Annotated in this window: 10 protein-coding genes; all 10 read left to right on the forward strand. The window is 36.0% G+C overall.

Going from position 1 to position 13628, the window contains the following annotated elements:
- Positions 1-46: 46 nt before the first annotated feature.
- The 10 genes from aldA (at position 47) to JEM65_RS05645 (ending at position 13276) form a co-directional block, all read left to right on the forward strand.
- Positions 47-1501 (forward strand): aldehyde dehydrogenase, encoded by a 1455-nt coding sequence (aldA, locus tag JEM65_RS05600; protein WP_233530533.1) that lies wholly within the window; start codon positions 47-49, stop codon positions 1499-1501.
- Between the two features lie 7 nt (positions 1502-1508).
- Positions 1509-2603, forward strand: a complete 1095-nt coding sequence (locus tag JEM65_RS05605) for a mandelate racemase/muconate lactonizing enzyme family protein (protein WP_199597952.1) — start codon at positions 1509-1511, stop codon at positions 2601-2603.
- 4 nt (positions 2604-2607) lie between these two features.
- The gene (locus JEM65_RS05610) at positions 2608-3726 is read left to right on the forward strand and encodes a glycoside hydrolase family 117 protein (protein WP_199597994.1); all 1119 of its coding nucleotides are present in this window, start codon (positions 2608-2610) and stop codon (positions 3724-3726) included.
- A 30-nt stretch (positions 3727-3756) separates the two neighbouring features.
- Complete coding sequence (locus tag JEM65_RS05615; RefSeq protein ID WP_199597953.1) at positions 3757-4779, forward strand: sugar kinase; 1023 nt, start codon at positions 3757-3759, stop codon at positions 4777-4779.
- A 6-nt stretch (positions 4780-4785) separates the two neighbouring features.
- Positions 4786-5118, forward strand: coding sequence for a LacI family DNA-binding transcriptional regulator (locus JEM65_RS05620; protein WP_199597954.1), 333 nt, complete (start codon positions 4786-4788; stop codon positions 5116-5118).
- Between the two features lie 154 nt (positions 5119-5272).
- Positions 5273-5950 carry a bifunctional 4-hydroxy-2-oxoglutarate aldolase/2-dehydro-3-deoxy-phosphogluconate aldolase gene (locus tag JEM65_RS05625; RefSeq protein ID WP_199597955.1) on the forward strand — a complete coding sequence of 226 codons (678 nt, stop codon included), beginning with the start codon at positions 5273-5275 and terminating at the stop codon, positions 5948-5950.
- Positions 5951-5966: 16 nt separating this feature from the next.
- Positions 5967-7526: a sugar porter family MFS transporter gene (locus JEM65_RS05630; RefSeq protein WP_199597956.1), complete on the forward strand. Its 1560-nt coding sequence runs from the start codon at positions 5967-5969 to the stop codon at positions 7524-7526.
- 31 nt (positions 7527-7557) lie between these two features.
- Positions 7558-9699: a beta-galactosidase gene (locus JEM65_RS05635; RefSeq protein ID WP_199597957.1), complete on the forward strand. Its 2142-nt coding sequence runs from the start codon at positions 7558-7560 to the stop codon at positions 9697-9699.
- Positions 9686-10729 (forward strand): family 16 glycosylhydrolase, encoded by a 1044-nt coding sequence (locus JEM65_RS05640; protein ID WP_233530534.1) that lies wholly within the window; start codon positions 9686-9688, stop codon positions 10727-10729. Before JEM65_RS05635 ends, JEM65_RS05640 begins: the two co-directional genes overlap by 14 nt.
- 30 nt (positions 10730-10759) lie before the next feature.
- A complete protein-coding gene (locus JEM65_RS05645; protein ID WP_199597958.1) occupies positions 10760-13276 on the forward strand; it encodes a glycoside hydrolase family 2 protein in 2517 nt (838 codons plus the stop codon).
- Positions 13277-13628: the final 352 nt, after the last annotated feature.

The following is a 13628-nucleotide window of genomic DNA, read 5'->3' on the forward strand; positions in this document are numbered from 1 at the left end:
GGGTGGATATACATAGAAAACAGAATTAAAAAATAAAACGAAAATCATGACAGAAATAAAAGTTTATCAGCTTTTTATAAATGGAGAGTGGGTAGCGTCAACTTCAGGGGAAACAATAGATATTATTAATCCATCAACTGAAGTAATTGTTGCACGCGTACAAAACGGAACTGAAGAAGAAGCTGCTAGAGCATTAGAAGCGGCTGAAAGTGCACAGAAAGAATGGAAGAAGCTGCCAGCGCGTTCTCGGGCAAATTTATTATATAAACTTGCCGCTGAAATAAAAGCAAACTCAGAATATTTGGCTGAATTGCTTGTTAAAGAGCAAGGGAAATTATTGAAAGTTGCGAAAGGGGAGGTTGCTGCAGCTGCTTCTTTTATAGAATACGCTTGTGAAGGTGCGCGCCGAATAGAAGGAGATATCGTTCCTTCCGATAATCCAAATGAACAGATCTGGATTCAAAAAATTCCTAGAGGAGTCGTTGTTGCTATAACCGCATGGAACTTCCCATTAGCGTTAGCTGCAAGAAAATTGGGGCCAGCTTTAATTGCAGGAAATACTATTGTAATAAAGCCTGCTTCGGAAACACCTTTAGCGACTTTAGAATTAGGGTATCTCGCCAACAAAGTAGGTATTCCTGCGGGAGTAATCAATATTTTAACTGGACCTGGACGTCTTATGGGTAATGCCTTGGTAGAAAACCCTATAACCAAAATGGTAACAATGACAGGTTCTACTACAGTAGGACAGCAAATTGCACGGAATGCGGCCGTTAACCTAACCCACGTTCAATTAGAGCTAGGTGGAAAGGCTCCTTTTATAGTGTTTGAGGACGCAGATATTGATGCTGCTGTAGCTTCTGCTTTGCATTCACGTTTTGACAACTGCGGACAGGTCTGTACCTGTAATGAGCGTATGTACCTTCATGAAGAGATTTATGATGTGTTTATGATAAAGTTCATTGCAGCAGCAAAAGCTCTGAAAGTGGGAGATCCCATGTTGCATGATACTGATATGGGACCAAAGATTAATGATGCAGAATTGAAAAACATGGAGCGCTTAGTAGAAATAAGTGTCAAGGAGGGAGCAACAATAGCAACAGGAGGAAAGCGTCCTGAAGGGGCGCAGTTTAATAATGGATTCTGGTTTGAACCAACAGTACTCACTAATGTAACTCAGGACATGACTATTGTGCACGAAGAATCGTTTGGGCCAATACTACCAGTTTTGAAATTCAAAACCTTTGAAGAGGTTATTTGCTATGCCAATGACAGTCACTATGGTTTAGCCGCCATGATATTTACCAATGATATGAATACAATCATGAAGTGTAATGAAGAACTTGAATATGGAGAGATTTATGTAAATAGAGGTCATGGCGAACAACATCAAGGCTTTCACAATGGCTATAAGTTATCGGGTTCAGGAGGTGAAGACGGTAAATATGGTTTTGAACAATATCTAGAAAAGAAAACTTTTTATATCAAACATAAAATATAGTTAAAGTATGAGTACTAGAATCTCTAAAATACAAACCCAGTTGTTTACGGTTCCTTTGCTAGAAGTCCTTTCTGATGCAAAACACGGAGATCATTATCATTTTGAGTTAGTTACCGTAAGTATAACTTTGGAGGATGGGAGCGAGGGTACTGGGTACACCTATACAGGAGGGAAAGGTGGTTTTGCCATTAAGGCTATGTTAGAGCACGATTTCACTAGTGCGCTTATAGGTAAAGATGGTGCGGATATTGAAGGAATCTACGAATTTTTAGAATGGCATATCCATTACGTCGGTAGGGGTGGAATTGCATCGTTTGCAATTTCTGCCGTAGACATCGCGCTTTGGGATATTCGTTGTAAAAAAGCGGATCAACCATTATGGAAAATGGCAGGTGGTGAGGGAAATACTTGTAAAGCATACTGTGGCGGAATCGACTTAATGTTTCCTTTGGAAAAACTCTTAGCCAACATAAAAAATTATCTAGAACGTGGTTTTAATGCGATTAAGATTAAAATTGGTCGAGAAAATTTAAATGAAGATTTGGAACGTATCAAAGCAGTAAGAGAATATGTTGGTCCAGATGTCACATTTATGGTCGATGCCAATTATTCTATGACCATACAGGAAGCTATCAATGCTATTGAGGGTTTTAAGCAATATGATATCACCTGGTTTGAAGAACCCATCATTCCTGATAACTACAAAGGTTACGGTGAGATAGTTGATGAAACTGGATTTCCTTTGGCTATGGGGGAAAATCTACATACTATTCATGAATTTGGATATGCCATGGAACAATCAAAATTAGCGTTTATTCAACCAGATGCCTCTAACTGTGGAGGTATTACTGGATGGTTGGCTGCCGCTAAATTGGCTGCTAAATACGATATTCCAGCATGTTCTCACGGCATGCAAGAGTTACACGTGAGCCTAGTGTCTTCACAACCTAATTCTGGATGGTTAGAAGTGCATAGTTTCCCTATTGATGAGTATACGATGCGACCTCTGGTAGTTAAAGATTACAGAGCGGTTGCGCCAGAAAACCCAGGGATTGGAGTGATTTTTAACTGGGAGAAATTAGAGCCATTTGAACAAAAATAAATATATGAGAATAGAAATAACAGACGAACAGTTGGATTTTTTGGGAATTACAAATAAAGATTATTTAAGCGCAGCTAGTAAGAGAGCATTACAATGGCCAATGGATTTAGGAAACGAATGGTTTTTTGAGTATGAAGTTGAAGATGTAAAAGGCGATTTAGCATACGAAGAAGGCATTGTAAGGAGAGATCCTAGCGCGATGATTAAGTATAATAATAAATATTTTGTGTGGTATTCGAAATCTGTAGGTCCTACTGACGGTTTTGCTGGTAATCTTGAAAACAGTAAAGTGTTTCCTTGGGATAGGTGTGATATATGGTATGCAACATCTTATGATGGAATTACATGGAAAGAAGAAGGTTTAGCTGTAGCTAGAGGAAAAGCTGGGACTTATGATGATCGTTCTGTTTTTACTCCAGAAATTATGGAGCATGACGGAATATACTACCTTACTTATCAAACCGTAAAATGTCCTTATACAGTGAGAGTAAAAGAAGAGGTGGCTTTAGCTTGGGCAAATTCACCTTATGGTCCTTGGACTAAAAGTGTTGGACCAATATTAAGTCCTGCAAATAATGGCATTTGGAAAGATGATATAGATAGCAGATTTGCCGTTGAGAAAAAGGGGGATTTTGATAGTCACAAAACCCATGACCCTTGTATAATACCATATAAAGGAAAGTTTTATTTGTACTATAAAGGAGAGCAAATGGGCGAAGCTATAACTTTTGGTGGCCGACAAATTAGGCATGGCGTTGCTATTGCTGAGAATCCAAAGGGGCCTTATATAAAATCTCCCTACAATCCGATCTCCAATAGCGGTCATGAGATTTGTGTTTGGAAGTATAATGGCGGCATAGCCTCTCTGATAACCACAGATGGTCCAGAAAAAAACACAGTCCAATGGGCTCCTGATGGAATTAATTTTGAAATAAAATCCATTGTTAAGGGAGCGCCCCATGCCATTGGATTAAACCGAACTGTAGATGCGGAGATACATCCAACGCATATTTTACGATGGGGTTTGACTCATCAATATATGAATGATGACTATCAATATATTCGAAGATTTACCACTTGGGAAATAAAGCATCATACAGCTAAGGGGGAAAAAGAAAGTTAAAATTATAAGAAGTAAAATTTTAAAGTGAATATGCAAAAAGTGGTCACATTTGGAGAGATAATGCTGCGATTTTCAACCGAACATCATTTACGATTTTCGCAGGCTAAATTCTTTGAAGCAACTTATGGTGGTAGTGAATTTAATGTTGCGGTTTCTTTGGTTAATTACGGTGTCCCAACAGTCTTTGTGACACGTATTCCTAATAATGATATTGGGCATTGTGCCTTGAAGGAAATGCGGAAATTTAATGTGGAGTCTACGAAAATACAGTTTGGTGGGGATCGATTAGGTGTGTATTACCTTGAACAAGGTGTTAGCTCAAGGGGAAGTAATGTGGTTTATGACAGAGCGAACAGTTCTATGGCAACCATTCAAAAAGGCTCTATCAATTGGGAGGAAGTCTTTCAGGGCGCTACTTGGTTTCATTGGAGTGGGGTTACACCTGCTATCTCGGACTCGGCTGCGCAAGTTTGTTTAGAGGCCGTAATTGCAGCCCATGAATTAGGAGTCACTGTTTCTTCAGATCTTAATTTCCGATCTAAACTTTGGCAATACGGAAAATTCCCTAAAGACGTTATGCCTGAATTGCTCCAATACACCAATGTGATGCTTGGTGATCTTGAGACTGCCTTTTTTATGTTGGGAAAAGAGAAAATCAAACCAAAATATCAGGATAAAAAAGCACTGGCTCCGCTATACCAGACGTTGTTTGAGTTGTGTCCAAATTTAACTATTGCTGCCACAACATTAAGAAACTCTATCAGTGCTTCATATCAGCAAATTGGAGGCATCTTGTATGATGGAAATCAAATTTTTACTTCAGACATTAAAGATGTTAGACCTGTTGTGGACAGAGTTGGAAGTGGTGATGCATTTATGGGCGGATTGATTTATGGACTTTTGGAATATAATAAAGATTTGCAAAGAACATTGGACTTTGCAGTAGCCGCCTGCTGTTTAAAGCATACAATTTCCGGAGATTATAATTTAGCAACGCTTCAAGAAATTGAAAAAATGCTCCAAGGTGATATAAGCGGAAAAGTTTCAAGATAAATCACTATGATGACCTTAAAAAAAATATCATATCTCACCGACTTTTCACTATCAACAGTGTCCAAAGGGCTTAATAATAGTTTTGATATCAGCAACGCAACTAAAAAGATGATTCAAGATATTGCATTTGAGTACAATTATACACCACACCCTTTAAGAAGGAGCAAAACCAATATGATTGCCGTGATTATCTCACACGTAAACCATCTGTCTTATGGCAACTCCCTATTTGATATTGAGAAATCAGTTTCCAAATATGGATATCGAATTTTGTTGCACCAATCCTTTGAAAAAGAAATAAAAGTAAAAGGAGTTTTTGCTAGAAATTACAGATGGTAATGTCGATGCGGCCATTATGCTTTCAACCATTGTTTATGTACAACAAGGCACAATTTATTGAACATGTACAAATCCATAAGCACCAAACAGAGGAGGATTTATTGGAAAGTTGTAAAATCAACTTTCAAAATTTATTAAAACAGATCAACTAAGTATGGCACAATTTACAAGGATAGAAGTAGCGCAAATAATGAAAGATTCTGGTCTGGTTCCATTATTTTATCATGAAGACATTTCAGTATGCAAAGCTGTTTTGAAGGCCTGCTACGATGGTGGCGCCCGTTTATTGGAGTTTACCTCGAGAGGAGATTTTGCTCATGATGTGTTTGCTGATTTGATAAGGTATGCTATTAAGGAACTACCAGGAATGATTTTAGGTGTTGGTTCTGTAACCGATTCTGCTGGTGCATCATTATATATGCACTTGGGAGCAAACTTTATAGTTACGCCTGTGTTAAGAGAGGACATAGCTAATGTTTGTAATAGACGTAAAGTGTTTTGGTCACCGGGTTGTGGAAGTCTAACAGAAATTACAAAAGCTGAAGAATTAGGTTGTGAAATAGTAAAGTTGTTTCCGGGAGATATTTACGGGCCACAATTTGTAAGAGCAATCAAGGGACCGCAACCTTGGACAAGCATTATGCCTACAGGAGGTGTATCTCCAACAGAAGAAAATTTAACAAGTTGGTTTCTCTCTGGGGTAACTTGTGTAGGTATGGGGTCTCAACTTATTGCAATGGATTCGGATGGACAATTTGATTATAACAATATTGAGAGGGTAATTCGAAATACCTTAAAGATAATAAAAAAAATAAGAGAGATTAATCAATAAAAAATAAACTTTTAGAATGTCAAGTAAGCAGTTATATACAATACGCATTTCGGCAATAGTTGCATTAGGCGGCTTTTTGTTAGGATTTGATGCCTCGGTTATTTCGGGAGTCGTGAAATTTATAGAACCAGAGTTTAGCCTTACAAAAATTGAGCTTGGTTGGGCGGTAAGTTCTATAACATTAACAGCAGCCTTAGGTATGATAATTGCTGGTCCCATGAGTGATAAACATGGGAGAAGAAAGCTACTAAAATATGCCGCACTGTTATTTACAATTTCTGCATTAGGTTCTGCCTTAGCAGGAAGTTTCTTTTGGCTTATCATTTTTAGAATGATTGGTGGATTAGGTGTTGGTGCCGCCTTAATTATTGCACCTATGTATATTGCTGAAGTTGCGCCACCTGAAAAACGAGGGCAATTGGTGTCATTTAATCAGCTAAATATTGTTATTGGTATTTCAGTAGCCTTTTTTACCAATTACCTTATTCTCAAATGGGGTAGTTCAGACGCACAATGGACTAAAACGTTAGGTTTTGAGAAATGGAATTGGAGGTGGATGTTAGGTATTGAAACCCTTCCTGCTATATTGTATTATATAAGTTTAAAAGTTGTGCCTAGAAGTCCACGCTGGTTAATGACTCAAAATAAAAGAAAAGAGGCATTAGAAGTCATGAAAATGGTGGTTTCTGAAGAAGCTGCAGTTTTCCAAATTAATGCAGTAGAGCAAAGTATTAATGAAGATAAAAATAATCAGAAAGCAAAATTTGGAGATGTCTTTAAAAAGTCAATGCGAAAAGTAATTATAATAGGGTTAATTGTTGGAGTTTTTCAACAAATAGTAGGTATAAATGCAGTGCTTTTTTACGCTCCAATGATTTTTGAGCAAACGGGTATTGGAACAGATGCTTCATTTATCCAAGCTGCTTTGGTAGGGGTTACAAACCTAGGTTTTACCATAGTAGCAATGTTGGTCATAGATAAGTTTGGGAGAAAACCTTTGCTAATTTTTGGAATGATAGGTATTGCCGTTTGTTTGTTCTTGCTGAGCTATGGGTTTAACGAGGCGACCTACACACTTACTCAAGATGCTATAGCAAATCTTCCAAAAGAAATTAACCAACAACAAATTTCACAACTTCAGGATAAGGTATTTGAAAACGATCTTGACTTCAAAGCAGCTATAATCTCAACTTTAGGTGAAGAGAATGCAAGAGTTCATGAAGGAACCCTAGTTACTGCATCAGCTAAAATGAACACGCTTTTAATTCTTATGGGAATTATAGGGTTCGTTGGTGCTTTTGCTATGTCCATTGGCCCTGTAATGTGGGTGTTGTTTTCCGAATTATTTCCAAATAAAATTCGAGGTGTTGCTATTTCATTTGTTGGATTGGTTAACCTTGGAGTTGCTTTTTTAGTACAGCTTTTATTTCCATGGGAACTTTCGGTGTTGGGCAATTCTGTGACCTTTTTGATATTCGGTGTATTAGCAGTCATAGGCTTAGTTTTTATTTGGTTTAAAGTGCCAGAAACTAAAGGGAAATCATTGGAGGAGTTAGAGACTTTATTAGTTAAATAAAACATATTAATTAAAAATTTACACATTCAAGATGATTTTACTGAAGAAATGGGCAAGACTGGTAATGATGATGATAGTTATCTTTTTAATGTCTACCAATTGTAAAAGTGAACTAGATCGAAAGCAAAAACAAGAACACAAGCTGTTATTGTTTGATTTCGAAGATCTAGCGCAAACTCAATTCATAAAACCTCAAGATGCCACCTATGAATTGGTGGGAAATGAAGGGAATAGTCATGTCAATGTAGTTACGGGAACAACTTTAAGAGAGGCTGGTGTGCGACTGCTTAGTCCAGAGCATGAGCCATGGGATTTATCAAGTTATTTTCAAGTAAAAGCTGATATCACTAATCTCGGAGAAGAAATTATACAGGTTGAATTATTTGTAGGGAATGATCCAGATGATATGAAAAGATGGTATTGTTCTGATTATGTAGATCTAGCACCTGGTGAAAGTAAAACTATTTCTGTAGACCTGGCTTGGACACCTTGGATTTTTGAACCACAGATTGAGGTTAAGGGACTGAGAGGGATTCCAGGCCAATTAAAAGCCGACTTGACAAAAATAACGGAGTTGACATTTTGCTCGAGATATGCAACAGAACCTAATAATTTTACAATAGATAATGTTAGAGCAGTAGGCAAGTATGAAAAAAGAAATCCTAGAAATTTCTTTCCATTTGTTGACGAATATGGTCAATATATTCATGATGACTGGAAGGGTAAAATTCATTCTGACGAAGAATTAGAGGATAAGGCAAAAGGAGAATTAGAATATTTATCAAAAGCTACGGGCCCAAAGGATCGAGGTAAGTTTGGAGGCTGGACTGCAGGTCCGAAGTTGAAAGGAACTGGTTTTTTTAGGACGGAAAAAAAGGATGGGAAATGGTGGATTGTGGATCCTGAAGGATATCTATTCTGGACTGCAGGTTTAAATTGCGTTGCATCAGATGCAGTTCCTACTGGCGTTTCCAGTCGTGAAAATTATTTTTTAAATCTGCCTGAAAAAGATGGCGAATTTCATCAATTCTATGGTCAAGGAATAAATGCTTCACATGGTTTTTACAAAGATAAATATCCTTATGAAACCTATAACTTCTATCAAAGTAATTTGTATAGAAAATATGGTGAAGACTGGTTAAGTACATTTCAAGATTTAGCTCATAAGCGCATAAAAAACTGGGGGATGAACACCATTGGTTTCGTTTCGGATTTTGGTGCAACACGCCAGGCTAGAACACCTTACGTTGGTTCGATTTGGATTTATGAAACCCCGAAAATTGAAGGATCTGAAGGTTTTTGGGGTAAATTCCATGATGTATTCGATCCTACCTTTAGATATGCGGTGCGTAATTCTATAGAAATTCAAAAAGAAGGCGCTAATGATCCATATTGTATCGGTTATTTTGTAGACAATGAGCTGTCATGGGGTTTGTTGGGATCTTTGTCGATTAGCACATTAAAAAGTCCAGCTAGCCAATCAGCTAAAATCGAGTTTGTAAATGACCTTAAGGCAAAATACTCGCAAATTGAAAATCTGAATGCAGTATGGGGAACCAGTCATAAAACTTGGGAAGCATTATTACAATCTACGACACCTCCAAATCAGAAAAAAGCGAACGAAGATCTAGTGGAGTTTTATGGGAAAATAGCTGATACTTACTTTAAAACTATAAACGAAGAACTTAAAAAGATAGCACCACATCAAAACTATTTAGGATGCCGATTCGCTTGGGCAAATAATGATGTTGTGTTATCTCAAGCAAGTAAATATTTAGACATTATGAGTTTTAATAAATACGAATATAGCATCGAGAATTTCTCATTACCTAAAGGTGTTGATATGCCGGTTATGATCGGAGAATTTCATTTCGGTGCATTGGATAGGGGAAGTTTTCATATAGGTATCAAAAAAGCAAAAGATCAAGCTGAACGTGGTCAGATGTATCAAGATTATATCCAAGGAGCTTTAAGACACCCTAATATTGTTGGCGCGCATTGGTTTCAATATATCGATGAACCAAATACAGGGCGTTTTGATGGAGAAAATTACAATGTGGGTTTTTTAGATATATGCGATAATCCTTATGAAGAATTAATAGCTAAAGTTAAAGAAACTACATATTCCATGTATGATTACAGAATTAATACAACTACAGATGAAAAGCAATAAATTGATTAGAAGAATTATGAAACGAAATAAATGGAAGCATAGTGTTTTGATGGTATCACTGGGCTCTTTGCTTTTTTTTATGGGCTGTAAAAACACATCTAGTTCGACAAATTCAAAGAAGATTAAAGAGATGTCTTCAACTATTAAAGAGAGTGATTTCGGGTTTTCAATCGATGATTTTAAGAATTTAAATCCGGACTATCCTTCTTTTGTCTCCTTAGATGATACCACTCCTGAGGATAAGAAATGGGTCAAATTGGAGGACATGTCCGATGAGTTCGAATTTTGGGATAGTTCAAAATGGTTTAAATCTACTTGGAATTATGAGGTTCCTGTTTACATGTCGACATCCGATATAAATTCAGGTGTTATAAATGGTGAATTGTGGATAAAAGCAACTTTAAATGAAAGCAATCCTGAGGGAAGGTGGTTTCAAACGGCGAGAATACATTCTAAAGCTAAAATTAAATATCCAATGTACACAGAGGCAAGGATAAAGTCATCTTATATCTCTGCCTATAATACATATTGGCTGAATAACGGAGATATCAATAACAGAGATGAGATTGATATTATTGAGAATAATGCAAAACCCTCTTGTGATGGATGCCAACCCGATTTTCCAAATAAAATGAATTCACAGTATTTTCATGCGGATTCCAGTATGTCGCCAGAAACCATTAGAAATGCGAGTAATTTTTCAAACACATATTTATCAAATGCAAACCCGCAAAAGGGGGTCAAATGGAATGAGGACTATCATGTTTTTGGAGTTTGGTGGAAAGACTCTAAACACATACAATTTTACCTAAATGGAGAGCCAGCAGGAGCTGTTGTTGTTGGTGAGGATAGATCTGGAGAAATATATCATGGTCGTGAATTTACTCGTGATCTAGAAATAATCTTCGATTTGTGGACTAACGAAGCTGATTATCTCGGTGGTCTTCCTCCAAAAAAAGATTTAAATGATGACACTATTAATACGATGCGAATTGATTGGGTTAGAACATGGACATTAGAAGACTTGTAGTACTTTTTTACTAAAACAAAAAACAATAAAATGAAAAATATCAGTCAAGAAGAGAGAGAGTATTTAGCTCAACAAGGCAAAGAATCTAACGAAAAAGTTGTTTTCGATTTAAGCGGAAATAAATGGCAATTTGAAGGAATAAGACCAGATGAAGGTGTAAAAGTTGGTTTTCATGAATTGAACTTCGACATTACTGGAGATTCATTTAATTGGTCTTTTGCCAAAGTGCCAGGAGATGTATATACAGATCTTTGGAGAGCAGGTAGAATTGAAGACCCTCACTTTGGAAGAAATAGTGTAAAAGCAAAATGGGTTCCAGAAAACGAATGGTGGTATAAACGCCAGTTTGATGTACCAAAAACCATGTTTGATAAACATATTCAATTGGTTTTTGATGGTGTAGATTTTGGATGCGATGTTTGGTTAAATGGGAAGTTTTTAGGATCTCATGAAGGAATGTTTTCTAAATTTAAGTTTGACGTTTCTGAAGATATTCGTTTTGAAAATTTACGTTTTGGAACCAACGTTTTAATGGTTCGTTTGCATCCAGCACCAAGAAGATACAGTCAAGTTGCTGGTCGTAAACCTGCATGGCATGGAGATTATTGGGTAAGTTTACCTCCAACAGGAATTTGGAAACCAGTTTATTTAGAAGCAACAGGTAAAGTTACTATTGAAGATACATACGTAAAACCTGTTATTTTAACGGAAGATTCTGCAAGATTAGATATTGAAGTTGAGTTAAAAAATCATGAAGATGCAGAAAGAGAAGTAGCAATTAACATTGAAGTTGAAGGCGAAAATTTTGAATCTAAAACATATCAAGTTCATAAAAAAGTTAAGGTTTCAGAAGGAACAAATAACTATGAAATCAGTTTAGATATTGATGATGCAAAACTTTGGTGGCCTTGGGATTTAGGAGATCAAAATTTATATATAGCTAAAGTTACTGTTATTGAAGGTGAAGATAGTTTATTAGATACAACAGATACTTCTTTTGGAATTCGTGAAGTAAAAATGGTACACAATCCTGGGTTTACTTTAGAACAAGTAGAAAACCCTTGGACAGTTATGATTAATGACAAACGTCATTTTATGCGTTCAGGAACTTGGGGAGGACCACCAGATATTTTTATGGGTCGAGCACATCCAAGTAAATATGTAGAGTTAATTCGTTTAGCAAAAGAATGTAACTTTAATAACTTAAGAATATTTGGTTGGCATCCAGAAGAAATTCCGTTGTTTTACAAATTATGTAACGAAGCCGGAATTACAGTTTGGCAAGATGTTTTACCATTAGCAAGTTTGTCTTTACCAAAAGATGAAGAGTTTAAACAAGCTGTTTTTGCAGAAGCAATTGCATCAGTTAAAGAACAAAGAAATCATCCTTGTTTAGTATTGTTAGAAGGTTCTGAAGAGTTATTCATGACTGCTTCTGATCCAGAACACAATTTAGAATTTGTAAATGCATTGGGTGAGGCTATTAAACCTTATACTCCTTTACATTTTATTCCTTCTTCTCCTTTAAGTGATGAGGTTGGTTTAAATTTAGGTTTTAAACCAAACGAAAGTTTCCACGCTAATGATTTATTCTATGGTGAAGGAGAGTTTGTAATGGAAGAGTATTTCCCTAGTTTAGATTTTGCAGTAATTCCTGAATTAGCAATTTCATCATGTCCAAATGTTGAAAGTATTAAGAAGTTTATTCCTGCTGATGAAGTATGGCCTCCAGGACCAAGTTGGGGACATCACTGGACGGATTTTGATGCTTTAAGAACTTTAAATTTTGAAGTTCTAGGAGATCAAAGTAGAGATGGATTAGAAAAATTTGTTGAAGCTACCCAAATTGCACAAGGGGTTATCTTTCAATATGCATTAGAACACTTTAGAACAAGAAAACCAAAAACAAGTGCAGTTTGTATTTGTCACTATATCACTTTTGCTCCAGATATGAAATGGGGTATTGTAGATTATTATCAAAAGAAGAAAATATCTTTTGACTACGTGAGAAAAGCATATCAACCTATTTTAATTACTATGAAACATTATGACAGACGTTGGTTGCCTGGAGAAGATTTTAAAGGAGAGCTATGGGTTGTAAATGATTACTATAAATCATATAACAATTGTAAAGCTATTATCAAATTCTTAAATAATAACAAGACTATAATTAAAGAAGAAACGTTTGATATTTCTGAAATAAAAGGGGATAGTTCAGGTAAATTTGTTGATGTTTCTTGTAAAGTTCCAGGAGAAATAGGAGATAGATTCTATACTGAAATTTCTTTGGTTGATGCAGATGGAAATTCTATTTCTGAAAACGACTATATGTTATTAGTTGCAGATAAAGAAAAAGACAGAAAAGAATTAAGAGCCATTGGTTTAGAAGCTTTTGAAACTAAGGAAAAATTTGGTTGGGCAAATTACTTTAGATATTATCCGAGTTTGGGTGGCGAAGAAGGTTATTTGGAAGCAGATCAAGAAATGCCAGTTGCAAGAGGTTTTGGAGATAATGTTACTACTGAAAATAAAGGATTGGTAATTTAATTTAGACTTTTCATATAAATTGTAAATTTACAACTAGATAATTCTTTTGTATACATTAAAAGCTGTTTCATAAACTGAAACGGCTTTTTGTTTTCATTAGAAACTTCTTATTTATAAAATCAATACTGACGGATAAATATGATTCTTTTAAAATGTATCAATAGAGCGATTGAAATAAAAATTTATAAAATAGTTTGATATCCTAAAACTTTAGCTCCTCTTAAGTTGGGAGTGATTTTTCAAATTTCAAATTTGTTCAATTGAGATATGAAATAGCCGTCGTAGCGCAGAAGTTGGAAATAATGAAAGAGTTCATGGACTCTTGCACCGGATTACACCAATGGTAAAATGG

This window comes from Gelidibacter salicanalis (assembly GCF_016469035.1).
GTDB classification, from domain to species: Bacteria; Bacteroidota; Bacteroidia; order Flavobacteriales; family Flavobacteriaceae; genus Gelidibacter; species Gelidibacter salicanalis_A.

Excerpts from the sequence above, each read along its gene's own strand:
- JEM65_RS05610 (WP_199597994.1), top strand. The coding sequence starts at position 2,608 with ATGAGAATAGAAATAACAGACGAACAGTTGGATTTTTTGGGAATTACA.
- aldA (WP_233530533.1), top strand. The coding sequence starts at position 47 with ATGACAGAAATAAAAGTTTATCAGCTTTTTATAAATGGAGAGTGGGTA.
- JEM65_RS05625 (WP_199597955.1), top strand. The coding sequence starts at position 5,273 with ATGGCACAATTTACAAGGATAGAAGTAGCGCAAATAATGAAAGATTCT.
- JEM65_RS05615 (WP_199597953.1), top strand. The coding sequence starts at position 3,757 with ATGCAAAAAGTGGTCACATTTGGAGAGATAATGCTGCGATTTTCAACC.
- JEM65_RS05635 (WP_199597957.1), top strand. The coding sequence starts at position 7,558 with ATGATTTTACTGAAGAAATGGGCAAGACTGGTAATGATGATGATAGTT.
- JEM65_RS05605 (WP_199597952.1), top strand. The coding sequence starts at position 1,509 with ATGAGTACTAGAATCTCTAAAATACAAACCCAGTTGTTTACGGTTCCT.
- JEM65_RS05645 (WP_199597958.1), top strand. The coding sequence starts at position 10,760 with ATGAAAAATATCAGTCAAGAAGAGAGAGAGTATTTAGCTCAACAAGGC.
- JEM65_RS05630 (WP_199597956.1), top strand. The coding sequence starts at position 5,967 with ATGTCAAGTAAGCAGTTATATACAATACGCATTTCGGCAATAGTTGCA.
- JEM65_RS05640 (WP_233530534.1), top strand. The coding sequence starts at position 9,686 with ATGAAAAGCAATAAATTGATTAGAAGAATTATGAAACGAAATAAATGG.
- JEM65_RS05620 (WP_199597954.1), top strand. The coding sequence starts at position 4,786 with ATGATGACCTTAAAAAAAATATCATATCTCACCGACTTTTCACTATCA.